The following is a 23,725-nucleotide window of genomic DNA, read 5'->3' as shown; positions in this document are numbered from 1 at the left end:
CGGATGCCGTTGGCGGTGCCGGTGCACGAACCGGCAGCGGGTTCCCGCGCAAGGCCTAGACGGTGCGCTGCGTCGGGCTGTTCGGCAGGGCCATCTTGATCTCCGCGCGCAGGTCCTCGATGCGCGCGTACCCGGCGTACTGGCCGGTGAGCCGGTACATCTCGCGCAGCCGGTCCCAAGTCCGGTGCGAGGAGGTCTCGTTCATCGAGACCAGCGCGAGCCGGGCGTAGCGGTCGGCCTGCTCGGGGTCGTCGGCGATGAAGCAGGCCGAGGCCATGGAGATGTAGTCGAAGATCTGCGAGCGCTGGTGGCCGCCGGACCGCAGCCGCAGTGCCTCCCGGGCGTGCCGCTGGGCGATCGGCGCGACCGAGGGGTCGTGTTCGGCGAGGGTGCGGAACGCCAGGGCCTGCATGCCGTGCAGGTCCGCCTCGTCGAAGTTCTGCATCCACGACGGCGGGGGCACGTCACCCTTGTCCGACACGAACAGGTCCTCGGCCTCGCCGAGCGTGCGGCGCATGGCCTGGCCCTTGCCCATCGAGGCCTGGGCCCAGGCCTCGATGGTGTGCAGCATGGCGCGGGTGCGGGGCAGGGTCTGTTCGCCGGAGCCCGACTGCGCCAGCTTCATGAGGTCGAGGGCCTCGTGCGGCTTGCCCAGGTGGACCATCTGGCGCGCCGCCCGGGACAGCGCTTCGCCGGCCCGCGGCCGGTCCCCGCCCTCCCGGGCGGCGTGCGCGGCGATGACGAAGTACTTCTGCGCGGTGGGTTCGAGACCCACGTCGTGGGACATCCAGCCCGCCAGCACGGCGAGGTTGGCCGCCACGCCCCACAGCCGCCGCTGCAGGTGGTCGGGGTGGTGGTACGCGAGCATGCCGCCGACCTCGTTGAGCTGGCCGACCACTGCTTTGCGCTGCAGTCCGCCCCCTCGTGAGGCGTCCCAGGCGCGGAAGACCTCCACGGAGCGCTCCAGGGCCTCGATCTCCTGGGAGCCGATGGGGGCGGCCTCGTAGCGGTCGTAGCCGGCCGGGTCGGCCTGGAAGGAGTCGCCGAAGGTCTGCGGGGCTTTGGCGGGGGTGGGATCGGTGTGCAGCCAGTCGTTCATGGCGTGGGTGAGGGCGGAGCCTGCGGTGAGCGCGACACCCGCGCCCATCAGACCGCGTCGGTTGAGCATGAGGTCCATTCCCGTGAATTCGGTGAGGACCGCGGCTGTGCGTTCGGGCGCCCACGGCATTCCTTCGGGGTTGTCCTTCGCCCCGTCCGGCTGCCGTTTGGAGGTGCGCCGCTGCCGTACGAACCCGAGGTCCTCGATGGTCACGACACGACCGAGCCGCTCGGTGAACAGGGCTGCCAGTACGGTGGGCACCGGTTCGCGCGGGGTCTCCCCCATGTCGATCCAGCGCCGTACCCGCGAGGTGTCGGTGGCCAGTTGGTGGTGGCCCATGGCCGCCGCCTGCCGGTTGACCATCCTCGCCAGCTCACCCTTCGACCAGCCGGCCAGGCCGAACAAGTCGTTCAAGCGGGTGTTTGGTCCTTTGCTCACGTCAAGCCCCCAGGTTCTCGGCTGATTTGACAGTAGCCCGCCGTCAGTTGCCCAGCGACTATTCGCCAGGCTTCGCCAGGGCACGCAAGATGGTCCGCCACCCACGGCCGGGTGTCAGGTAGGAATGCGCCTCCCCGACCCGGTCTCCGGGCGGAACTCCCCAGGGTGAAGTACGGGACCGGCGGGGCGGCGTACGCAACTCGTCGGCGCACGAAGGGATCCGTAAACGCCATGTACGCAGCAACGTCCTCCGTGTCCGCCCCGGTCCGGCCGCACCGCACGCTCCAGGCGGGCGGCGGCCCCTACCTCGACCCCGGCCGCCCGGCGGCCCCGGCGCAGGGCGCCGTACGGGCGCGGCGGATGCCGGGGGCCGGATCGCAGCCGCTCAGCGGAAGAATCGACCTCTCGGGGCCACAGGGTGCGCAACTGCGCACGGCCCTCGCCTCGGTGCAGCGCATCTGCCCGGAGTTCGCTCCGGTTCAGGTGCTGCGGCGCAGCGGCCGGTCGGTCCTCCTGGTCGGGACGACAGGCCGGATGACCGCCGTCGCCAAGGTTTTACTGGACCACTCGCCGGAATGGCGCGAGCGGTACCGGCACGAAATAGCGGCGTACCGGGCGTTCGTCCGGCACCGCCCGCCGGTCCGGGTGCCGCGGCTGATCGCCGCGGACCCCGAGAACTGCACGCTGGTGGTCGAACGGATGGCGGGCCGGGTCGCAGCATTGCAGCGGCACCCCGTGGAGGCCCCGCCGCGGGCCGACGTACGGGCAGCCCTGGGCGCGGTGTGCCGGGTGAACCAGTGGCGCCCGCCGACCGACCTGTTCGGGGACCCGCTGAACTACGCGCAGCGGGTGGCGCGGTACCACGAGCTGGGACTGCTCACCGACCGGGACCTGGGCGATCTGCAGAAGCTGCTGTGCGGGCTGAAACTGGCCGGTGTGCAGCGGCAGTTCAACCACGGTGACGCGCTCCTGTCGAACCTGCTGCTGTCCCCGGCCGGACCCGTGCTGCTCGACTGGGAGCACGCGGGCTGGTACCTGCCGGGGTACGACCTGGCCACGCTGTGGACGGTGCTGGGCGACGCCCCGGCGGCCCGCAGCCAGATCAGCCGGCTCGCCCAGTCGGCCGGTCCGGCCTCGCGGGACGCCTTCCTGGTCAACCTGATGCTGGTGCTGACCAGGGAGATCCGGATGTGCGAGACGGCGGTCCAGCGCTCCATGCTGGCGACCGCCCCGACCCAGCCCCTGCCGGCGGGCGCCCTGTCCTCCGGCGAGGAGCAGCGGCTGCTGCTGCGCCGTCTGCACGACGACTGCGGCATGGCCCGCAGGGCGGTACGCGCGGCGGTCGGGACCCGCTGATCCCGGCGGCCCGCACCCCGTACGAAAATCCCGTGGTGTACGCACTCGATGTGCGTACCACGGGATTTCGTGCGTTCGGGGACGTCTCGGCCCGTCTCGCCACCCCTGCGCATGCCTTGACATCACATGATCCCCCGAACACCTTTTCTGACTCAGCATCAGACATGCTGGAGCCGCCGTCCCCGCCCTCCCCACTCCGCTGGAGCCCGCCCATGTCGGCAAACGCCGGTCCCGTACGCCCCGGTCCCGTACGCCCCGATCCCGTACGTCCTGTTCCCGCGAGCCCCGGTCCCGTGCCGGCCGGTCCCGCGAGCCCTGCGCTCCCCTCCCGCCGGACGGTCCTCGCCGGGGCCGGGGCGGGCGTGGTCGCGGCCGCGGTGCTGCCGTCGGCCGTCGCGCGGGCCGCGGACGGGGTTCCGCTCGGCGAGTACGACGTCGTGGTGGTCGGGTCGGGGGCGGCCGGAATGACCGCCGCGCTCACCGCCGCCAAGCGGGGTCTGAGCGTGGTGGTGGTCGAGAAGGCCCCGACGTTCGGTGGTTCGGCGGCGCGCTCGGGGGCCGGGATCTGGCTGCCGAACAACTCGGTGATCCTGGCCGCTGGGGTGCCGGACACCCCGCAGAAGGCGGCCGCGTACCTCGCGGCGGTCGTCGGCGACGGCTCGTCGGCGGACCGGCAGGCCGCGTTCCTCGCCCACGGTCCGCGGATGCTGGACTTCGTGATGGCCAACAGCCCGCTGCGCTTCCGGTACATGGACGGGTACAGCGACTACTACCCGAACCTTCCGGGCGGGCTGCCGAACGGCCGGTCCATCGAGCCCGACCAGATCGACGGCCATCTCCTGGGCGACGAACTGGCCCGGCTGAACCCGGCGTACATGCCGGTCCCGGCCGGGATGGTGGTGTTCAGCCAGGACTACAAGTGGCTGAACCTGGCGGCCGTGAACGCCAAGGGCCTGGCGGTGTCCACGGAGTGCCTGGCGCGCGGCACCAAGGCCGCGCTGTGCGGGCAGAAGCCGCTCACGATGGGCCAGGCGCTGGCGGCCGGGCTGCGGGCCGGGCTGATGCAGGCGGGGGTGCCTGTCTGGCTGAACAGCCCGCTGGTCGACCTGGTGCAGGAGGCGGGCGCGGTCACCGGTGTGGTGGTGGAGAAGGAGGGCGTACGGGGGGTCGTACGGGCCCGCAAGGGCGTGGTCGTCGGCTCGGGCGGATTCGAGCACAACGCGCAGATGCGGGCGCAGTACCAGCAGCAGCCGATCGGCACCCAGTGGTCGGTGGGCGCCAAGGAGAACACGGGCGACGGGATCCGGGCCGGGCAGCGGGCGGGGGCGGCGCTGGCGCTGATGGAGGACGCGTGGTGGGGTCCGTCGATCCCGCTGCCGGGCGAGCCGTACTTCTGCCTCGCCGAACGGACCCTGCCGGGCGGGCTGATCGTGAACGGGGCGGGCGCGCGGTTCGTCAACGAGGCGGCGCCGTACAGCGATGTGGTGCACGTGATGTACCAGAAGGACCGGGGGTCCGCCGGTTCGCACATCCCGGCGTGGCTGATCGTGGATCAGAACTACCGCAACAAGTACCTGTTCAAGGACATCCTGCCGACGATCGTCTTCCCGGACTCCTGGTACCAGGCGGGCGCGGCGAAGAAGGCGTGGACCTGGGACGCGCTGGCCGGCCAGATCGGGGTCCCGGCGGGAGCGCTCCGGGCGACCCTCAACCGGTTCAACACGCAGGCGTGGAACGGGACCGACCCCGATTTCCACCGGGGCGACACGGCGTACGACCACTACTACACGGACCCGGGGGTGCAGCCGAACTCGTGCCTGGCCCCGATCTGGGCGCCGCCGTTCTACGCCTTCAAGATCGTGCCGGGTGACCTGGGCACGAAGGGCGGCATCGTCACGGACGCACGGGCGCGTGCGCTGCGGCCGGACGGCTCGGTGATCCGGGGCCTGTGGGCTGCGGGCAACGCGAGTGCGGCGGTGATGGGGCACAGCTACGCGGGGGCGGGGTCGACGATCGGCCCCGCGATGACGTTCGGCTACGTGGCGGCGAACGACATCGCGGACGCGTAGGTGCCGGTGACGGCTATCCCTGCTGGAAGAGCTCGGCGGGGAGCGGCTTCAGGAGGGCGTACAGGTCGTCGGTGATGGGCCGGTCCCAGCTCGCGATGGTGACCAGCACGTTGTCGCTGCGGTCGAACTGCACGCAGCTGATCCGGCCCTCGGAGAGCTTGATCTTCCGGACGATGAGGAGGTTGTCGCCCTGCATGACGGGGCAGTCCTCGGTGCCGGTGACCTCGACGTCCTCGTCGTTCTCGAGGGCGTCGAGGAGCTGGGCCACCTCGAAGGGCACCTGGCCCTCGGTGAGCTCCCGGGCCGGGGAGCCCTCGGGGAGGTTGCCGATGATCATTGCGGGGCCGCGTCCGCCGAACAGGTCGTAGCGGAGAAAGACGCCCTGGCAGCTGCCGTCGGGCGCGGGCAGAAGCCCGGCCCCGAGATTGCCCGGCCAGTCCCCCGGGTCCATGGCCAGGACGTCGAAGTCCGGGCCGGCGGGTGTGGCGGCGCGGTTGCGGCGGAGGAAGGACATGCCGCCATGGTACGTGCCCGCCCACGTTTTTCCGGCCCCGGGCCCCGCCCATCCCCCGGAAAGCCCGCCTCCGGACCGTCCCCCCGCCGGGGGGGCAGCGGTCAGACCGGGGGGACCAGGGTGAAGTAGTGCGGCAGCAGGTCCGCGGCCCCGGTGACCGTCAGGGCGGTGGGCGGGATCCGCCGCCAGAGGAACAGCATCAGGTCCGACGCCGTCCCGGCCGCCTCGACGTCCACCGGGTCCGTGGCCCCGTACTCCGCCAGGACCCGCTCCCCCGAGAACGTGACCGTCCAGGACTCCGGCCCGTCCGTCCGCCGGAAGCGGTACCGCTCCCCCGATCCGGCCGGCGCCCCGGCCATGGCCCGCCGGAACGGGGCCATCGCCTCGAAGGTCTGCGGGACCGCGTCCACCGCGATCTCCGCGTCGATCGGCCCCGGCGCCCCGGTGGCGGACTCCGCGTCCCACCGGTGCACCGCCAGCTCGATGGTCTGCATCCGCAGCCAGAAGCCGCTCGTGTGCTCCGCGCAATCCTCGGTGTCCACCGACCACGTCCACACCGGCACGTCCGGCCCCAGCTCCCGGAACAGGCCCTCCAGCTGCCGCGCGCCCTGCGCGAACCACTCCGTCAGCGCCTGCGGCACCGGCCCCCGGTTCGGCTCGGTCTCCGGCTTCGGCCAGGCCGCCCGTACCGCCGGGTCCTCCGGGATCGCGAAGATCGTCAGATCGGTGTGGTCCGGGACCTCTGCGAGGCGGTCGCGCAGGATGCGGCCCACGAACCGGTGCACCCCGCCCAGGTGCCCGACGAGGTCCGCGGCCGACCAGCCGGGGCAGGACGGCACCAGCGGGACCGGTCCGTCGCCGGCTTCGGCGATCGCGCGCCGGATCGCCTTCTCGAAGGCCAACGTCTCGTCGTGGAAGTGGGAGAGCCTCTGACTGTGGTTTATGACGTCCATGACGTCACCCTGCCCGCGCCGCCACCCTGCGCATCACCTTGCGCTCCGGGCGAACGCCTCCAGCGCCTCCGCGAGCCCGGACCGGTCCGTGCCCAGCTTCCGGTAGACCGGGGACAGGTCCCGGCCCCGCGCCGCCGGGTCGTCCCGTACGGACAGTTCCGCCGCCCGGAATTCCTCGTCGGTCAGGCCGTCCTCCCGGACCGCACCACCCGTCGCCGCAGCGCCCGTCTCCGCACCACCCTGCGCCGCCCCGCCCAGGCGCGCCACCAGCCCGTCCGCCCCGCACTCCAGCGCCGTCGCCAGCGCCCGCGCCAGCAGCTCCGCGTCCCCGAGCTCCGTGCCCAGCGCAGCCAGCGCGCACGCCAGCTCGAACCCGGCCGGCGAGGCCGACAGCAGCTCCACCGCCTCCGTCAGCAGCCCCACCCGCTCCCCCGGGGCCGCCACCTCCGCCGCCACCCGCAGGGCCTGCCCCACGCCGGACGGGGCCCCGAAGGCGCGGGCCCGCCGTACCGCGTCGGCGGCCAGGGCGCGCGCCCTGGCCGGGTCCTGCGACGCCACCGCCCGGGCCAGGTGCAGCAGCCACGGGCACCAGGACGGGTTCTGGATCCCGCGCGGGCTCAGCCTGCGGTCCACGGCCTCGAGTTCGGCCGCCGCCGCCTTCGTCTGGCCGCGGGCGAGCAGCAGTTCGGCGTACACGGTCTGCGGGTCGGGGAAGACCACGGCTGCCGGGACGGACTCGCCGAACGCGTGCTCCCGCGCCAGCTCCCAGGCCTCGTCCACCCGTCCCCGCGCGAGCAGGGTCGTGGCGAGGATCGCGATGCTGTACCAGTGCACGGGCGTACCGCGCCCCACGCGCTCGGCGAGCTGCAGCCCGGCCCGGGCCAGTTCCTCGGCCTCCGCGAGGCGCCCTCGCCGGTAGCGGATGTACGCGCGCAGGCTGTACGCGAAGGACAGGTGGGCCCCGCGCCAGCCCTGCCGTTCGAACTCGGCGGTGCCGGCCTCGAACAGTTCCTCCGCCCGGCCGGGCCGGTCGGCGTACATGTGGACCATGGCGGCGAGCACCGGTACCTCGAAGCCGCGGTCCTCGTAGGCCCAGCTGAACTCCGTGCCCAGGGCCCGTACGGCGTGGTGCAGGACCACGTCCACCGGTTCGCCGCGCAGGCAGGCGTCCCAGGCGCGCAGCCCGATGATGTACCGCTCGGTGAGGTCGCGGCCGGTCAGCCGGTCGGCGAGCCGGGCCAGCCGGCGCGAGCGCGCCGGGGAGTCGGGCTCGACGGCGTCGAAGGCGTCCCACATGAACTGCTCGGACTGCAGGCGCAGTCTGGTCCGGGCGTCCGGGGTGTGCGGGATCTCCCGCGCGAGCGAGTCCGAGGCCTCGGCGAGGCGGTCGCTGTGGGCGAGGACCTGGGCGAGCCGGATGACGATGCCCTGGCGCAGGGCGGGGTCGTCGAAGGGTTCGGCGAGCGCGGCGCGCAGGTGGTTCACGGTGTTCGCGGGTTCGGTGAGCAGGGAGGCGCAGCCGAGCTCGTACAGCACGGCCGCGCGCTCGTCGAAGCCCGGGGGCTCGCGCAGGGCGCGGGCGAGCTGGCGGCGGGCGGCCTCGGGGGCGCCGGCCCGCAGGTTCTCGGCGGCGGCCTCGCGCAGGGTCCGTACCACCCAGGGGTCGTTCTCGGGGTGGGTCTCCAGCAGGTGGCGGGCGGCGTTGGAGGCGCCGAGCCCGGCATCGACGACGGCCACGGCGGCCTGTCCGTGGAGGGCGACGCGCAGTGCGTCGGGGATGGCCCGGTAGAGGGCGGTGGCGATGAGCGGGTGGACGAACTCCAGCCCGGCGTCGGGCTCTTCGCCGGGGGCGGACAGGATGCGGGCCTCCCGCAGCCGCCCGGTGGCGTCCGCGGCCTCCTCGGAGCCGAGGCCGGCGACCCGGGCGGCGAGCTCCTGCGGGATGGCGGTGCCCAGGACGGCGCAGGCCCAGGCGAAGCGGACGGTGGAGGGGCCGAGGCGTTCGAGGCGGGCGACGAGGCCGCTGCCGCGCTGGGCGGCGGCGAGGTCGCGCAGCAGCGGGGCGCTGGCCGAGGTGGGGGCGAGGCCCTTGTCGCGGACCTTGGCGGTGAGCTCGACGGCTTCGAAGGGGTTGCCGGTGGTGACGGCCCAGGCCTCGCGGCAGAAGGCATCGTCGGCGTGGTCGCCGACGGCCTCGCGGACCAGGGTGGAGACGGCGGCCTCGGTGAGCGGGGCGAGGGCCAACGGGCGGTGTCCGGCCCGACCGGGCAGCGTACGGAACGCCTCGGCGTGCGCGGGCAGTTCCTCGGGGCGGTACGCGACGACGAGGAGCAGTGGGAGGTGTTCGGCGCGCGGGGCGAAGGCGGCGAGCCAGGAGAGGGATTCGGGGTCGGCCCAGTGGGCGTCGTCGAGGACGAGGGCGACGGGGGCGCGCTGCACGGTGAGGTGGGTGAGGACCCAGTCGAGGCCGTCGCGCAGGCCCTGGGGGTCGGGCGGGGCGCCCTGTTCGGGGGCGCACAGGCCGAGCGCGGGGCCGACGATGGGGTACCAGCTGCCGAGGGCGGCGTGCAGTTCCGCCTCGGAGCGGTCGGCCAGCTGGGGCTGGAGGAGCTGGCGGGCGACGTGGAAGGGCTGGCTCTGCTCCTGTTCGCCGCCGCGGGCGGCCAGCAGGGTGAAGTTGCGGGCGAGGGCGCGGCGGCGCACCTCGGCGAGGAGGGTGGTCTTGCCGAGGCCGGCGGGGCCGGAGAAGGCGAGCAGCGTGCCGCCCGCGGCGGGGCCGGCGCCGGCATCCGTGCGGCCGTCGCCGCCGGAGCCGGTGAGCTGCTCCAGGGCTTCGTCCACGGTGGCGAGTTCCGCCTCGCGTTCGAACATTCTTCGCCGTCTGCGGGTCCGGCGTTCCGTCATGGCTGGTACCCCCCAGGCCTGTTCGGGGCATCAGCGTACGCCCGCGCACGTGTGGGGGAAGGCCCTCTGCCGGGAAAGATCGGAATCTTTGGTATGGGGCCGTTGCAGGCCTCTACGGGTGTCCCTCTTGCGCCGAACGGGTTGCGAGTTGCTCCAGTACGGCCACTGCTTCGGCCGCCCGTTCGGCGGGGACGAAGAGGTGGTCGTGGTGGTACCCGGCGATCACGTTGCAGCTGAGTCCGTGCGCGGCGAGCTCGGCGGCGAAGGCGCCGGTGAGGCCGACGGCGTCGAGGGCGGAGTGGATGCGCAGGGTGATCCACCCGGCGGTGTAGTCGTAGGCGAGCCCGGCGGCGTCGGCGTCCTGCTGGCGCAGGACCACGGTGAGCCCCTCGGCTTCCAGGACGGTGGCGACGGGGGCGGTTCCGGAGGGCGGCGCCGTGGCTCCGGGGACGGTGCAGAAGACGTACCGCCCTTCGTGCAGCTCGGGGCGCATGCCGCTCAGCAGTTTCCTCAGGTCGCTCTCGCCGCTCATGGGGCCACCCTACCTATCATCCCGTTATGACCGATTCCGCGCCGGCAGGGTCGGCGCCTGAGGAGGGCGAACGGCACGCCTCCTGGCTGGAGCTGTTCTTCGACCTGACGGCGGTGGCGGGCGTCGCCCAGCTGGCGCACCTGCTGGCCGGCAGCCCCGGCAGCGGCGATGTGGCGCTGTACGCGGTGATGTTCCTGGCCTTCTGGACGGGCTGGATGCTGTTCACCGTGTACGGGAACGTCAGCGGCGAGGAGGCCCGCACGTGGACGGTCCTGGCGGGGATGTTCGGCATGGCGGTGATGGCGGCCTCGGTGCACGGCGTACGGGAGGACCGGGCGGGGGCGTTCGCGCTGGCCTACATCCTGGTGCGCTCGCTGGCGGGCAAGGCGTGGGAGCGGCGCGGGGAGTACGTGCCGGAGCTGCCGATCACGCAGCTGGGGCTGGGGCTGACCCCGTGGATCGTGTCGATGTGGTTCGACGGGACGGCCCGGTACGCGCTGTGGGCGCTGGGGCTGGCCATCGACCTGGCGGTGATGTTCTCGGTGTCCGGCACGAGGCTGGCCGCCCGGGTGGACGCGCAGTACGCGCAGCAGGCGGCGCGCAGACGGCGGGCCGCGCCCAAGCCGGTGGCGGCGCTGATGGACGCGCCGCATCTCGGGGAGCGGCTGGGCCTGTTCCAGCTGATCGTGCTGGGCGAGGCGGTCGCCCAGGTGGTGGCCGCCGCCTCGCAGGTGGAGTGGGACGCGGCGCTGTACGGGGTCGGCATCGGCGCGTTCCTGCTGCTGCTCCTGCTGTGGTCGCTGTCGCTGCGCCACGGGGCGGACGGGGTGCCGCTGCTGGCGTGGGACGTCCTTCCGGTACGGCTGGTCCTGCCGCTGCACTGCTTCGTCGCGGGCTCGGTGGCGGCGCTGGCGGCGGCGCTCGGCAACGCGGTGGAGTACACGGACCGCCCGGTTCCGGAGGCGGTGCGGTGGCTGCTGTGCGGGAGCCTCGCGGTGTACCTGGCGATCGCGGGGGTGGCGGCGGCCGGCTCGGGCCGCGGGCTGCGGCTGGTCCTGCTGCTGGTGGGTCCGTCGCTGGCCGTCGTACTGGTGGCGGGGGCGGTGGCCCGGGGGGCCGCGGCCGTACAACTCGTGTGGCTGCTGGTGCTGGCGGCGGCGTGGCCCCGGGTGGTGCTGGAACGCTTCCCGCCGAAGCCGACACCGGCTGGACCGACGGCCCCGTAGCCGCCGCGGCACCGCCCGGGTCAGGTGTGCTCGTAGATCCGGCGGTGCCACCAGGCGTACGGGATGCCACGCCACTCGGCCCAGTCGTCGACGTACTCGATCCAGTCGGCCCAGTGGCCGGGTGGCGGATCCGGATCCGGGAGGGTGCGGCGCCGGAACTCCGCGTCCAGGGCGCGCAGTACGCGGCCCAGCGCCGTGCGGGCCTGCGGCGGCAGCCTGCGGTAGACCTCGCCCAGCCTGTCCCGGACCTCGGCCACGTCGTCGAGCGCGCAGCCGGGGCAGGCCGGCACCAGCGAGGCGACCAGCCGCAACCGGCCGCCGGGCCGGTTCAGGAAGCCGCGGTACCGGCCCAAGAGGTACGCGAGATCGGTATCGCTCGTGCTCTGCTCGTACAGGACCCAGTGAACGCCGGCGCTCGCGGCCGGCGACAGCCGGTCCACGGGGGGCAGTTCCCGCGCCCAGGCGGGCGGGCGGCGCCCTTCGAACGGTCCCTGCAGGGCGCGCAGCGCGCCGGGCCGTCTACGCGGCATCGCCCTTTCGGCGGTTGATCGTCATACCGGCCACCCTCGCACGTCCGGGCGGCGGCGTCAGGCGGATTTTCGCGGCGGCGCCACCGGCGCGGGCGGGTCCGCGTCCGGTGGTGCGCCGCGTCCGGCCGTACCGGCTACGTCAGGTCGAACTCCCCGCCCCGTGCGTTCATGACGAACTTGCGCCACTCGTCCGGCGCGAAGATCAGCGAGGGGCTCTCGGGGCGGTCGCTGTTGCGCATCGCGATGAACCCCTCGACGAAGGCGATCTGGACGTCGCCCGCTCCCCGGCTGCTCGACTGCCAGTCCGCCTCGCTGAGGTCGAGGTCCGGCTTGCCCCAGCCGGCCAGAGGCTGCGAAATCATGCTTTCGGCCACGTGCGTGCTCCTCCCGGTACGTCGTCCGGGGGCCAGAGTAACCATCGCAGCGGGTGCCGCACAGGCCACGGTGAGTCACCCGTGGCCGGTCCGGCACCAGCCGCACACCCGCCCGGAGGAGCGATTCCGATCAGGAAGTGGGGGCCTGCGCCCCCACCAGCCACATCGCGAAGAACTGCGCGCCGCCGCCGTACGCGTGGCCCAGGGCCCGGCGGGCGCCCGGAACCTGGTGTTCGCCGGCCTGGCCGCGGACCTGGAGGGCCGCTTCCGCGAAGCGGATCATGCCGGAGGCGCCGATCGGGTTGGTGGACAGCACCCCGCCGGAGGGGTTGACCGGGAGGTCGCCGTCGAGTTCGGTGACCCCGGCCTCGGTGAGCTTCCAGCCCTCGCCCTCCTCGGCGAAGCCGAGGTTCTCCAGCCACATCGGCTCGTACCAGGAGAACGGCACGTACATCTCCACCGCGTCGATCTCCCGGCGCGGGTCGGTGATCCCGGCCTGCCGGTAGACGTCGGCCGCGCAGTCCTTGCCCGCCTGCGGGGAGACGAAGTCCTTGCCCGCGAAGAGCGTCGGCTCGCTGCGCATCGCCCCGCCGTGCACCCAGGCCGGCGGCTTCGGCGAACGGGCCGCGCCCGCCCGGTCGGTGAGGACCATCGCGCAGGCCCCGTCCGAGGAGGGGCAGGTCTCGGAGTACCGGATCGGGTCCCAGAGCATCGGCGAGGCCTGGACCCGCTCCAGGGTGATGTCGTGCTCGTGGAGGTGCGCGTACGGGTTCTTCAGCGCGTTGCGGCGGTCCTTGTAGGCGACCAGCGAGCCGACCGAGTCGGGCGCGCCCGTACGCCGCATGTACGCGCGCACGTGCGGGGCGAAGAACCCGCCGGCGCCCGCCAGCAGCGGCTGCTGGAACGGCACGGGCAGCGACAGGCCCCACATGGCGTTGGACTCGGACTGCTTCTCGAACGCGAGGGTCAGGACGGTCCGGTGGACCCGCGCCGCGACCAGGTTGGAGGCCACGAGCGCGGTGGACCCGCCGACCGAACCGGCGGTGTGGACGCGGAGCATGGGCTTGCCGACCGCGCCGAGGGCGTCGGCCAGGTACAGCTCCGGCATCATCACGCCCTCGAAGAAGTCGGGGGCCTTGCCGATGACGACCGCGTCGATGTCCGCCCAGGTCAGCTCCGCGTCGGCGAGGGCGCGCGCCGCGGCCTCGCGGACGAGCCCCGCGAGGGAGACGTCGTGGCGGGCGGCGACGTGCTTGGTCTGGCCGATGCCGACGACGGCGACCGGCTCCTTTCCCGTACTCGTCATGCGGGTTCCCCTTCCAGGACGGCGACCAGGTTCTGCTGGAGGCAGGGGCCGGAGGTGGCGTGCGCGACGGCCCGGTCGGACGCGCCGCGGTGGATCCGGGCGGCGGCCTCGCCGATCCGGATCAGGCCGGCGGCCATGACCGGGTTGGCGGCGAGCGCCCCGCCGGACGGGTTGACGACGACGTCCTCGCCGAGACGCAGCGCCTTGCGGAGGACCACCTCCTGGGAGGAGAACGGCGCGTGCAGCTCGGCCGTGTCCACCGGGCGCTCGAAGACGCCGGCGTGCTCGGCGGCGATCCGGGTCGACGGGGAGTCGGTGAGGTCGCGCAGGCCCAGGCCGTGGGCCTCGATCCGGTGGTCGATGCCGGTGATCCAGGCGGGCCGCTCGCACAGCCGCCGCGCGGTGTCGCCCGCGGCGAGGATGACGGCGGCCGCACCGTCGCCGATGGGCGGGCAGTCGCCCGTGCGCAGCGGCCGGACCTGGTAGTCGCCCTGCGGGACGGCGCCGCGGAGCTGGGCGTGCGGGTTGTCGGCCGCCGAAGCCCTGCTGCGGGCGCCGACTGCGGCGAGGGCGCCCTCGTCGGTCTCGCCGCCATCGATCAGCGCCTGGGCCTGGAGGGCGGCCAGGGCCACCGAGTCGGGCCAGAGCGGAGCCAGGTAGTACGGGTCGAGCTGCCGGGTCAGGACGTCCCGTACGGAGCCCGGCGAGGACTTCCCGTACGAGTAGACGAGCGCGGTGTCGGCCTCGCCCGTCTGGATCTTGACCCAGGCCTCGTAGAGGGCCCAGGCGCCGTCCATCTCGACGTGCGACTCGGAGATCGGCGGCCAGGCGCCGACCCCGTCGAGGGTCATCGTGAAGGAGAAGGCGCGGCCCGCGAGGTAGTCGCTGGATCCGGAGCAGGTGAAGCCGATCTCGCCGGCCTTCAGACCGGTCCGGGCCAGCACCTGGTGCAGGACCGGCATGACCATCTCGACTTCGCTGAGTTCGTCGGAGCTGCGCCGGTGGTCGCTCTGCGCGAAGGCGACGACGGCGACGTCGCGTGCGTACCTGCTCGTCGCGGGCATCAGATGAGCTCCTTGTAGGCGTCGTAGTCGGCGTCCGGCTCGCCGGTGGGGCGGTAGTGGTCGGGGTGGCGCCCGCCCTCGGTCCAGACGGGTTCCACGCGCAGCCCCATGCGGACCTGGTCGTACGGGATGCCGCCGATCCGGCCGTGCAGGGCGAGGTCGGCGCCGTCGAGGGCGATGTGGGCGTAGACGTAGGGGACTTCGATGTCCAGGTTCTTCGCCTTGATGTTGACGATGCAGTACGTGGTCACGGTCCCGGCCGGGCCGACCTCGACCTGGTCGGTGGTGGCGACCCCGCAGGTGGGGCAGGCGCCGCGCGGCGGCACGTACACCTTGTGGCAGGAGGGGCAGCGCTCGCCGACGGTCCGGTGCTCGGCGAGGGCGTTGATGTACGCGGTCTGGGAGCGGCCCGGGCTGTAGGTGTAGTCGAGGCGGGCCTCGGCGACGATGCCGGTGACGGCGTCGGCGAACTGCCCGTCGTGCGCGGTCGCCTGAGCTGCTTCCGGGCCGTCGTGGGGCTCGAAGCACGCGATGTCGGTGATGGCCCCGGTGCGCTCCTCGGCCCAGCGGATCCGGACCCGCATGCCGGTGTGCACGGCTTCGGGCCCTGCGGCGTCGAGCGCGTGCAGGATTGCGGTGTCCGCGCCGTCGAGGCGGACCAGGACCCAGGCGAAGGGGGTCGCCAGGGGCTGGTTGGGGCGCGGGGCGCCGTTCCAGGCCCAGGTGGTGACCGTGCCGGTGGCGCCGACCTCGACGAGCTCGCGGATCTCCTCGGCGGTGACGGGGTCGTACTCGACGGGAGGGACCATCACCGTGCCCTCGGTGGTCCTGACGCCGAGGACGACGCGCTCGCGCAGCCCGGTGAGGAAGGCGCTCTGGACGGGCCCGAGGGACCGGGTGAAGGGGAACTCGACGACGAGGGGGGCACGAAGCACTTCGGGAGGGGACGCGGCTGCGGTCATGAGCGGCACTCCGATGTTCGAAACGGTCAACAACACGTGCAAGTCCGGGCAGCGGCAGAGTCCAGACCCGCCGGACACCCCCGGCCCCGCCGGCGTCCGGGGCGCCGGCGTCCGGGGTGCGGGGGTCCAAGGTGCGGGGGTCCAAGGTGCGGGGGTCCAAGGTGCGGGGGTCCAAGGTGCGGGGGTCCGAGGTGCGGGGGTCCGGGGGCCGAGCCCCGGCAGCGGCGCCGCACCGGCACTCGATCCGCGAGGGGCCCTAGGGGTATCGTCAAAGTCCCGTCTGGCCGGCGGGGTCTGGCACGCGCGCTCGCGGCGTTGTCGTCGGTCGACGACGCGAGCGTCGCCTCCCTCCTCCGCCTTGCGATCACACGCACCAGACCCCGCCGGCCCCGCCCTCACGGGCGGACGACGCTACTTTGACGACACCCCCTAGGCCGCGGCCAAGCCGGGCACGGCCCCCGCACGGCCAGGACCGGTTACTCCCGCCGGTACACCGCAGGCCGCTTCTCCGCGAATGCCCGAGCCCCCTCCTTGGCGTCCGCGGTGTCGAAGACCGGCCAGCCGCGCAGCAGCTCCGAGGCCAGGCCTTCGGTCTCCGTCAGTTCCGCGGTCTCGTAGACCGAGGCCTTCACGGCCTCGACGGCCAGCGGCCCGCACGCGTTGACCTGCTCCGCGATCTCCAGGGCCTTGGCCAGCGCGGTCCCCTCGGGGACGACCGACCCGACCAGCCCGATCCGCTCGGCCTCGGCGGCGGAGTACGGCCGGCCGGTCAGCAGCATCTCCAGCGCGTGCGTGCGCGCGATCTGCCGGGGCAGGCGTACCGTCGAGCCGCCGATCGGGAACAGGCCCCGCTTGACCTCGAACAGCCCGAAGGTGGCGCCCGCGCCCGCGACCCGGATGTCCGTGCCCTGCAGGATCTCGGTCCCGCCCGCCACGCAGTAGCCCTCCACCGCCGCGATCACCGGCTTGCGCGGCCGGTGGTGGCGGAGCATCGCCTTCCAGTGCAGGTCGGGGTCGGCCTTCAGGCGGTCCCGGTACTGGTCGCCCGCCATCCCCTTCCCGGCCAGGGCCTTGAGGTCCATCCCGGCACAGAAGTCCCCGCCCGCGCCCGTCAGGACCACCGAGCGGATCGTGTCGTCGGCGTCCGCCTCCAGCCAGCCGTCGTACAGCCCCACCAACAGCGGCAGCGAGAGCGCGTTCTTCGCCTCGGGCCTGTTCATGGTGAGCACCAGCGTGGCGCCGTGGCGCTCCACGGTCAGGTGTTCGGTTCCACCCATTGCCGTCCTCCCGTCTCAAGACCTAGAACAGGTTGCAGGAGGGCCGGGTGCAGTTCAATAGTTTTCTGACACACAGTCAGATTTCTTGGGCCGCGCCCTTCCCACTTCGGCCGAGCGGCGCTCTAATGACCGCCGCGGGCAGCACGGCCATGGGCCCGGCAACGGGCAACCTCGGGGGTGAGGAGGAACGGTGGAGTACAACCTTGCCGACCTGTTCGAGTCGGTCGTCGACGTGGTCCCGGACCGCGAGGCCCTTGTGTACGTGGACCACCCCGGGACCGGCGCCGAGCGCCGCCTCACGTACGCGGAGCTGGACGCGGCGGCGAACCGCATCGCGCACCACCTGCTGGACAGCGGCTTGACGGCCGGCGAGCACCTGGGCCTGCACCTCTACAACGGCGTCGAGTACCTGCAGACCGTCCTGGCCTGCCTCAAGGCCCGCCTCGTACCGGTGAACGTCAACTACCGCTACGTGGAGGAGGAGCTGGTCTACCTCTACAACGACGCCGACCTCGCCGCGCTCGTCTTCGAGGGCGAGTTCACCGAGCGGGTGGCCGCCGCCCTCCCGCAGACGACCAGGCTGCGCCACCTGATCCGCGTCGGGCCGGCCCCCGAAGGCGCTCCGCAGCTCCCCGTCGCGCCCGTCGCGTACGAGGACGCCGAGGCGGCCGGCTCGCCCGAGCGCGGGTTCGCACCCCGCTCCCCCGACGACCTGTTCATCATCTACACGGGCGGCACCACCGGCATGCCCAAGGGCGTCATGTGGCGCGCGGAGGACCTGTTCTTCGCGGGGCTCTTCGGCGGCGATCCCTCGGGCGAGCCGGTGAAGCGGCCCGAGGAGCTGGCCGAGCGGGTCGCGTCGAAGGGAGCCGGGCTCACCTTCTTCCCCGCTCCCCCGCTGATGCACGGCACCTCGACGCTGACCTCGTTCATCGCCTTCAACTACGGCCAGCGGGTGGTCATCCACCGCAAGTACGCGCCGGAGGAGGTGCTCCGCACCATCGAGAAGGAGAAGGTGTCGAGCGTCTCGCTGGTGGGCGACGCGATGCTCCGGCCGCTCATCGATGCGCTCAAGGGCCCGCTCAAGGGGACCGACCTGTCCTCGCTGTTCAGCGTCTCCTCGTCCGGGGCGATCATGTCGGAGACGGTACGGGCGGAGTTCCAGCGGCTGGTGCCGAACGTGCTGCTCCTGAACAACTTCGGGTCCTCGGAGTCCGGGTCCAACGGCAGGGCGGCCGACGACTCGAGCCCCGAGAAGGGCTTCCGGCTCGTCGTCAACGACCGTACGCAGGTGGTGGACCCGGTGACGCACGAGCCGGTGCCGGTGGGCGTACCGGGGCGGCTCGCCCAGCGCGGCCACGTCCCGCTCGGCTACTACAACGACGCGGCGAAGACCGCCGAGACCTTCTTCCAGAAGGGCTCCGAGCGGTGGGTGCTGCTCGGGGACATGGCGACGGTGGACGAGGAGGGCATCGTCACGGTCCTCGGGCGCGGCTCGCAGTGCATCAACACGGGCGGCGAGAAGGTCTACCCGGAGGAGGTCGAGCAGGCGCTGAAGTCCCACCCGGACGTGTACGACGCCCTGGTCGCCGGGGTGCCGGACGCGAAGTGGGGCAATCACGTGGCGGCGGTGGTCCAGGTCCGGACGGGTGCCCGGGAGCCCAGCCTGGAGGAGATCCAGAGCCACTGCCGGACCCGGCTCGCGGGATACAAGATCCCGCGCCAGCTGGTCGTCACACCGGCCATCCAGCGCTCGCCGAGCGGCAAGGCGGACTACCGCTGGGCGAAGTCGGTGGCGACGGAGGCGGATGCCGGGGCGGGCGCGGACCGGGCGCACTGATCCGTCGGCCGGCCCGCGCTGCGGCCGGCTCCGCCCACGGGCATCGCAGGTCGCCCGCGCAGGTCCCGTCTACAGCTGGCTGCGCAGTTCTGCCGCCAGGGCGCGGGTCCAGGACGCGAGCTCGTCGCGGTCCGTGCCCTGGCCCAGCACGTCGGCCTGCTCGTCGGAGAGTCCCACCGGGCCGGGGTGTTCCAGCAGGAGGGCCACCTCGGCCAGCAGCCCGACCAGGCGGCGGGCGCCGGCGGCGCCGAGCCGTACCGATACCGCGGGGTCGATGACGGACATGTCACCGCCTCCCTTCACGCCTCCTCCGGCGGGGGCATCTCCTTCGACCGTACGCCGACGGCCGGGCGGCCGCCCGCCACCCGCCCCTCCGCCCGGCCCGGCGCTCCGACCCGGGATCCGGGCTCCGCCCGGGCTCGGGGCTCCGACCCGGGGCTCAGCTCGGACCCGGGGCTCAGCCTCGGACCCGGGCCCGGCTCAGACCCCTTCGTCCAGGAAGCGCTCCACTCGGGCAGCGAACCACTGCGGGTCGTCCAGCCACGGGAAGTGCGCGCCGCCCGCCTGGACGTCGACCGCACCGTGCGGGAAGAGCCCGGCGAGTTCGGCGGCGAGGGCGGCGGTGGGGTTGCTGTCCAGTTCCCCGGCCAGCACCAGCACCTCGCCCGCGACACGGCGGAGCCCGGCCCGGGTGGCGGGCGGGTCGAAGGCACCGGGGCCCGCGTAGGCGGCGCCCGCCGCCGCGTTCTTCTCCCGGTCGCTCGCCTCGACGTGAGCGCGCGCCTCCGCGTCCCAGCGCCCGTAGGCGAGCGGCATCGTCCGGCGCCAGTCCGCCGGGGTGGGGGTGGCGCCGGCCGCCAGGATGCCGAGGATCCGCTCGTATGCGGCGATGGCCGTGTCGTACGGCTCGCCGCCCGCCCGCTTGCGGACCACCTCCAGGCGCTGCGCCGGGGTCGAGTCGAGGCCCACGGCCCAGCAGGTCGGGGTGACCAGGACCAGGCGACGCACCCGGTCGGGGTGCGCGGCCGCATACAGCTGGGCGAGATTGCCGCCGGCCGAGTGGGCCAGCACGTCCATGCGTTCCAGACCGAGGTGGACCCGGAGCGCCTCGACGTCGGCGACCTGGTGGTCGACCCGGTACGTGGACTCGTCCGCCGGTATCGCCGAGTCGCCCGTGCCCCGCAGGTCGAGGCGGACAAGCCGGCGTCCGGCGCTCAGGCCGCCCAGATCGCCGAGATAGGCGGAGGCCCGCATGGCGCCGCCCGGGAGGCAGACGAGCGGCTCGCCCTCGCCCTGGACGTGGTAGGCGAGTGCGGTTCCGTCGTGGGTATTGAAGATCGACATGACCCCATCCCATCATGCGATCACTCGTTCGAGTCATTGCTTTAGTCGGCGGGCTGGGGCAATCTACCGAATGATCGGTCGGTAGGCTCGGCTCTCGATGAGGTGACGGCATGACGGCGTATGCGGGTGTCCACGACGACAGTGAGCGGCTCAGCGGCGACGAGCTCGCCGCGCTCCAGCTGAAGCGGCTGCGCACCACGCTGAGCCGTGCCTACGAGCAGGTGCCCCACTACCGGCAGGCCTTCGACAAGGCCGGCGTGCACCCCGACGACTGCCGTTCCCTCGCCGACCTCTCCCTCTTCCCCTTCACCACCAAGGCCGACCTGCGCGACCAGTACCCCTTCGGCATGTTCGCCGTGCCCCGCTCCGAGGTGCGCCGCATCCACGCCTCCAGCGGTACCACCGGCCGCCCCACCGTCGTCGGGTACACCGACGGGGACCTCTCCACCTGGGCGGACGTCGTGGCCCGGTCCATCCGGGCGGCGGGCGGCAGACCGGGCCAGATCGTGCACATCGCGTACGGGTACGGCCTGTTCACCGGCGGCCTCGGCGCGCACTACGGCGCGGAGCGGCTCGGCTGTACGGTCGTCCCGGCGTCCGGCGGGATGACCGACCGCCAGGTCCGGCTGATCCAGGACTTCCGGCCGGAGGTGATCATGGTGACGCCCTCGTACATGCTCACGCTGCTGGACGAGATGGAGCGCCAGGGCATCGACCCGCGCAGCACCTCGCTCCGTACGGGCATCTTCGGCGCTGAGCCGTGGACCGAGGAGATGCGCCGGGAGATCGAACAGCGGCTCGACATCGACGCGGTGGACATATACGGCCTGTCCGAGGTGATCGGGCCGGGCGTGGCGCAGGAGTGCGTGGAGACCAAGGACGGCCTGCACATCTGGGAGGACCACTTCTATCCGGAGGTCGTCGACCCGTTCACCGGTGCGGTGCTGCCGGAGGGCGAGTCCGGGGAGCTGGTGTTCACCTCCCTCACCAAGGAGGCCATGCCGGTCATCCGCTACCGGACCCGCGACCTGACCCGGCTGCTGCCCGGCACGGCCCGGCCGGCCTTCCGGCGGATGGAGAAGATCACGGGCCGCAGCGACGACATGATCATCCTGCGCGGGGTGAACCTGTACCCGACGCAGATCGAGGAGATCCTGTTGCGCACGCCCGGCCTGGCCCCGCACTTCCAGCTGCGGCTGACCCGGGAGGGCCGGATGGACGCCCTGACCGTACGGGTGGAGGCGCGCCGGGAGGCGGATGCCGGCCGGCGGGAGTCCGCGGCGGCCGCCGTGGTCCGGGCGGTCAAGGAGGGCATCGGGGTCTCCGTGCGCGTCGAGGTGGTCGACCCGGAGACCCTGGAGCGCTCGGTGGGCAAGATCAAGCGGCTGGTGGACCTCCGCGAGGCACTGTAGGCAGCGTGGAGGGCCGGGGCCGGAGACGGGCCGAGCCCGGTTCGCCCGCGAAACCACCCCTTCGGGCCTACTTCGGGGGAGCCTCCGAGAGCCGCCGGGTGCGTCCGGGTAGTCCATGAGGCGTGACCTCGATCTTCCGACAGCTCCACGGCCGGCTCCAGGCCTCCCCGGCCGGGCTGGCGTGGAGCCGGGGGCGGGAGATGGAGCTGATGCACCGGGCCATGGGCTTCGCCGCCCTCGGCTTCCTGACCCTGGTGCCCCTGCTGGTGGTCGTCGCGGCCGCCGCACCCGGCAGCGGCTCCGGCTTCGGCCGCTGGCTCGGCCAGGCCCTCGGGGTCACCGAGTCCTCGCGGGCCCGGGTCGAGATGCTGTTCGGCGCGGCCGACCTGGCGCTCGAGCGGACCACGGCCTTCGGTCTCGCCGCCCTGGCCGTCTTCGGCCTGACGTTCGGCTCGGCCGTGCAGACCGGGTACGAGAAGGTCTGGGACCTGCCCACCGCCCGCTGGCACACCATGTGGCGGCACGTCGTCTGGCTCGCCCTGCTGGTCTGCTACCTCGGGCTGCTGGTCGAGATCCCCGCGCCGTCGAAGGACGCGCCGGGCACGATCCTCGGCACCACCGGCGACCTTCTCGGCACGATCCTCTTCTTCTGGGGCTCCCAGCGGCTGCTGCTCGGCGGCCGCGTCCGCTGGCGGGCCCTGCTCCCGGGGGCGGTGGCGACCAGCCTGGGCCTGCTCGGCCTGCGGGTCTTCTCCCAGCTGGTGTTCTCCCCGCTGATCGCGTCGAACGCCGTCACCTACGGCCCCTTCGGCACCCTGCTGGTCGTCCAGTCCTGGCTGGTCGGCGTCGGCTTCGTCGTCTACGGCGGCGCCCTCGTCGGCCGCCTCGTCCACGAACACCTCACCCTCCGCCGCCTCCAGGACACCGGGCTCCTGCCCGAGTGACACGCCGGCCGGTCTACCGACCCTGCCGGTCCTGCCGCCCGAACCGGTCCCGGAGTTCACGCTTGAGGATCTTGCCGCTGGCGTTGCGCGGGAGGGCGTCCACGAAGAGGACCCGTTTCGGGGCCTTGAAGCCGGCCAGCCTCTCCCGCGCGTACGCCAGCAGCTCCGCCTCCGTCACCCCGCCCCTCGGCACCACGACCGCCGTGACGGCCTCGATCCACCGCTCGTCGGGCAGGCCCACCACCGCCGCCTCGGCCACCCCCGGATGGGTGTACAGCACGTCCTCGACCTGCCGCGAGGCCACCAGCACGCCGCCCGAGTTGATGACGTCCTTCACCCGGTCGACGACCGTGAAGTAGCCCTGCGCATCGCGCACCGCGAGGTCCCCTGAGCGGAACCAACCGTCCCGGAAGGCCTTCTTCGTCGCCTCCGGGTCGTTCCAGTAGCCCAGGCACAGCTGCGGCGACCGGTACACCACCTCGCCCGCCGTGCCGTCCGGCACGTCCGCGCCGTCCTCGTCGACGACCTTCGCCTCGACGTGGCGGACCGGCCGGCCGCAGGAGTCCATCCGCCCCTCGTGCTCGTCCGGTCCGAGGACGGTGGCCAGCGGCCCGATCTCGCTCTGCCCGAAGCAGTTGTAGAAGCCGAGTCCGGGCAGCCGCGCCCGCAGCCGCTCCAGGACCGGCACCGGCATGATCGAGGCCCCGTAGTACGCCTTGCGCAACGCGCCCAGCTCCCGCCGCTCGAACTCCGGGTGGTTGGCGAGACCGATCCACACCGTGGGCGGGGCGAACAGGCTGTCGGCCCGCCCGGCCTCCACCAGGCCGAAGATCTCCTCCGCGACCGGCGCGTCCAGGATCGTGTTCTGCGCGCCCACCGCCAGGTACGGCAGCAGGAACACGTGCATCTGCGCCGAGTGGTAGAGCGGCAGCGAGTGCACCGGCCGGTCCCCCTCGGCCAGGTCCAGCGCCTCGATCGCACTCTCGTACTCGTGGACCAGCGCCTTGTGCGTCATCATCGCGCCCTTGGGCAGCGCCGTGGTCCCCGAGGTGTAGAGCAGCTGCACCACCGCGTCCGGGTCGCGGTCCGCCGCGAAGGGCAGCGGAGCTGCGAGCTGCGCCAGGAAGGAGCCGGGCGCGTCGCGCAGCGGCCGTACGTCACGGCCCCCGGGGATCCGCGCGGCCAGGTCCGGGTCGGCGAGGACCAGCGCGCTCGTGCAGTCGTCCAGGATGTACGCGAGGTCCTCGCCGGTGAGGTTCTGGTTGACCGGGACGTGGGTGAGCCCGGCCCGCGCGCAGGCGAGGAAGGCGAGCAGGTAGGCGTCGGAGTTGTGGGCGAAGGTCGCGACCCGGTCTTTGGCGGCCAGCCCGTACCGCTCCCGCAGGACGGCGGCGCCGGTGGACACGGCCGCGTCGAGCTCCGCGTACGTCCAGGTGCGTTCGCGGTAGCGGACGGCCGTCCGGTCGGGGACCCGCAGCGCGCTGTCGCGCACCAGCCCGTCGACCGTGTTCTGCCGCACCGGCTCCCCGGCCCGTCCTGCCTGCACCGTCCGCGCTGCCGTCATGGCGTGATCCTCGTCTC

At 73.2% G+C, this 23,725-nt stretch carries 20 protein-coding genes; 6 read left to right on the top strand and 14 right to left on the bottom strand.

Features of this window, described 5'->3' with window-relative positions; all coding sequences use genetic code 11:
• Window positions 1-55: 55 nt before the first annotated feature.
• On the bottom strand, window positions 56-1,537 hold the full coding sequence (locus AB5J51_RS34330; RefSeq protein WP_053787181.1) for a hypothetical protein: 1,482 nt from the start codon (window positions 1,535-1,537) through the stop codon (window positions 56-58).
• A 231-nt stretch (window positions 1,538-1,768) separates the two neighbouring features.
• Here AB5J51_RS34330 and AB5J51_RS34325 point away from each other — a divergent pair, with 231 nt between their 5' ends.
• Together AB5J51_RS34325 and kstD are read left to right on the top strand one after the other, a co-directional pair.
• Entirely contained in the window at window positions 1,769-2,893 is a 1,125-nt protein-coding gene (locus AB5J51_RS34325) for an aminoglycoside phosphotransferase family protein (RefSeq protein ID WP_053787180.1), read from the top strand.
• Between the two features lie 212 nt (window positions 2,894-3,105).
• Window positions 3,106-4,962 (top strand): 3-oxosteroid 1-dehydrogenase, encoded by a 1,857-nt coding sequence (gene kstD / locus AB5J51_RS34320; protein ID WP_369779421.1) that lies wholly within the window; start codon window positions 3,106-3,108, stop codon window positions 4,960-4,962.
• A 13-nt stretch (window positions 4,963-4,975) separates the two neighbouring features.
• On the opposite strand, the gene AB5J51_RS34315 is transcribed toward kstD, so the two are convergent.
• The 4 genes from AB5J51_RS34315 to AB5J51_RS34300 form a co-directional block, all read right to left on the bottom strand.
• The gene (locus tag AB5J51_RS34315; protein ID WP_053787178.1) at window positions 4,976-5,476 is read right to left on the bottom strand and encodes a hypothetical protein; all 501 of its coding nucleotides are present in this window, start codon (window positions 5,474-5,476) and stop codon (window positions 4,976-4,978) included.
• A gap of 101 nt (window positions 5,477-5,577) precedes the next feature.
• Window positions 5,578-6,429, bottom strand: a complete 852-nt coding sequence (locus AB5J51_RS34310; protein ID WP_136222089.1) for a maleylpyruvate isomerase family mycothiol-dependent enzyme — start codon at window positions 6,427-6,429, stop codon at window positions 5,578-5,580.
• A 33-nt stretch (window positions 6,430-6,462) separates the two neighbouring features.
• Entirely contained in the window at window positions 6,463-9,300 is a 2,838-nt protein-coding gene (locus AB5J51_RS34305) for an AAA family ATPase (RefSeq protein WP_369779420.1), read from the bottom strand.
• 145 nt (window positions 9,301-9,445) lie between these two features.
• The gene (locus tag AB5J51_RS34300; protein WP_133898888.1) at window positions 9,446-9,865 is read right to left on the bottom strand and encodes an ACT domain-containing protein; all 420 of its coding nucleotides are present in this window, start codon (window positions 9,863-9,865) and stop codon (window positions 9,446-9,448) included.
• A 26-nt stretch (window positions 9,866-9,891) separates the two neighbouring features.
• On the opposite strand from AB5J51_RS34300, the gene AB5J51_RS34295 reads away from it, so the two are divergent.
• Entirely contained in the window at window positions 9,892-11,091 is a 1,200-nt protein-coding gene (locus tag AB5J51_RS34295) for a low temperature requirement protein A (protein ID WP_369779419.1), read from the top strand.
• 20 nt (window positions 11,092-11,111) lie between these two features.
• Here the strand turns inward: AB5J51_RS34295 and AB5J51_RS34290 are convergent, their stop codons facing one another.
• The 6 genes from AB5J51_RS34290 to AB5J51_RS34265 all read right to left on the bottom strand — a co-directional run bounded on the left by AB5J51_RS34290 (window position 11,112) and on the right by AB5J51_RS34265 (window position 16,604).
• Window positions 11,112-11,621 (bottom strand): hypothetical protein, encoded by a 510-nt coding sequence (locus AB5J51_RS34290; protein WP_136222095.1) that lies wholly within the window; start codon window positions 11,619-11,621, stop codon window positions 11,112-11,114.
• A gap of 134 nt (window positions 11,622-11,755) precedes the next feature.
• The gene (locus AB5J51_RS34285; RefSeq protein WP_053787172.1) at window positions 11,756-11,995 is read right to left on the bottom strand and encodes a DUF397 domain-containing protein; all 240 of its coding nucleotides are present in this window, start codon (window positions 11,993-11,995) and stop codon (window positions 11,756-11,758) included.
• A 130-nt stretch (window positions 11,996-12,125) separates the two neighbouring features.
• Window positions 12,126-13,301: a thiolase domain-containing protein gene (locus tag AB5J51_RS34280; RefSeq protein ID WP_136222097.1), complete on the bottom strand. Its 1,176-nt coding sequence runs from the start codon at window positions 13,299-13,301 to the stop codon at window positions 12,126-12,128.
• The gene (locus tag AB5J51_RS34275) at window positions 13,298-14,365 is read right to left on the bottom strand and encodes a thiolase domain-containing protein (RefSeq protein ID WP_136222099.1); all 1,068 of its coding nucleotides are present in this window, start codon (window positions 14,363-14,365) and stop codon (window positions 13,298-13,300) included. Before AB5J51_RS34275 ends, AB5J51_RS34280 begins: the two co-directional genes overlap by 4 nt.
• The gene (locus tag AB5J51_RS34270; RefSeq protein WP_369779417.1) at window positions 14,365-15,327 is read right to left on the bottom strand and encodes a Zn-ribbon domain-containing OB-fold protein; all 963 of its coding nucleotides are present in this window, start codon (window positions 15,325-15,327) and stop codon (window positions 14,365-14,367) included. Before AB5J51_RS34270 ends, AB5J51_RS34275 begins: the two co-directional genes overlap by 1 nt.
• 476 nt (window positions 15,328-15,803) lie before the next feature.
• Window positions 15,804-16,604 (bottom strand): crotonase/enoyl-CoA hydratase family protein, encoded by an 801-nt coding sequence (locus AB5J51_RS34265; protein ID WP_133898883.1) that lies wholly within the window; start codon window positions 16,602-16,604, stop codon window positions 15,804-15,806.
• A 190-nt stretch (window positions 16,605-16,794) separates the two neighbouring features.
• On the opposite strand from AB5J51_RS34265, the gene AB5J51_RS34260 reads away from it, so the two are divergent.
• The gene (locus tag AB5J51_RS34260; RefSeq protein WP_369779416.1) at window positions 16,795-18,444 is read left to right on the top strand and encodes an acyl-CoA synthetase; all 1,650 of its coding nucleotides are present in this window, start codon (window positions 16,795-16,797) and stop codon (window positions 18,442-18,444) included.
• Between the two features lie 69 nt (window positions 18,445-18,513).
• On the opposite strand, the gene AB5J51_RS34255 is transcribed toward AB5J51_RS34260, so the two are convergent.
• Together AB5J51_RS34255 and AB5J51_RS34250 are read right to left on the bottom strand one after the other, a co-directional pair.
• Window positions 18,514-18,729, bottom strand: coding sequence for a hypothetical protein (locus AB5J51_RS34255; protein ID WP_053787166.1), 216 nt, complete (start codon window positions 18,727-18,729; stop codon window positions 18,514-18,516).
• A gap of 195 nt (window positions 18,730-18,924) precedes the next feature.
• Window positions 18,925-19,788: an alpha/beta fold hydrolase gene (locus AB5J51_RS34250; protein WP_053787165.1), complete on the bottom strand. Its 864-nt coding sequence runs from the start codon at window positions 19,786-19,788 to the stop codon at window positions 18,925-18,927.
• 110 nt (window positions 19,789-19,898) lie between these two features.
• Between AB5J51_RS34250 and paaK the strand changes: the two genes are divergently transcribed.
• Window positions 19,899-21,200, top strand: a complete 1,302-nt coding sequence (paaK, locus tag AB5J51_RS34245) for a phenylacetate--CoA ligase PaaK (protein ID WP_053787164.1) — start codon at window positions 19,899-19,901, stop codon at window positions 21,198-21,200.
• A gap of 122 nt (window positions 21,201-21,322) precedes the next feature.
• Complete coding sequence (locus AB5J51_RS34240) at window positions 21,323-22,144, top strand: YhjD/YihY/BrkB family envelope integrity protein (RefSeq protein ID WP_369779415.1); 822 nt, start codon at window positions 21,323-21,325, stop codon at window positions 22,142-22,144.
• Window positions 22,145-22,157: 13 nt separating this feature from the next.
• On the opposite strand, the gene AB5J51_RS34235 is transcribed toward AB5J51_RS34240, so the two are convergent.
• Window positions 22,158-23,708 carry a fatty acyl-CoA synthetase gene (locus AB5J51_RS34235; RefSeq protein ID WP_369779414.1) on the bottom strand — a complete coding sequence of 517 codons (1,551 nt, stop codon included), beginning with the start codon at window positions 23,706-23,708 and terminating at the stop codon, window positions 22,158-22,160.
• Between the last annotated feature and the right edge of the window lie 17 nt (window positions 23,709-23,725).

It is taken from the genome of Streptomyces sp. R33 (assembly GCF_041200175.1).
GTDB lineage: Bacteria > Actinomycetota > Actinomycetes > Streptomycetales > Streptomycetaceae > Streptomyces > Streptomyces katrae_B.
The sequence above is the reverse complement of the archived record's forward strand: the minus strand, read 5'-3'. Positions and strand labels throughout refer to the sequence as shown.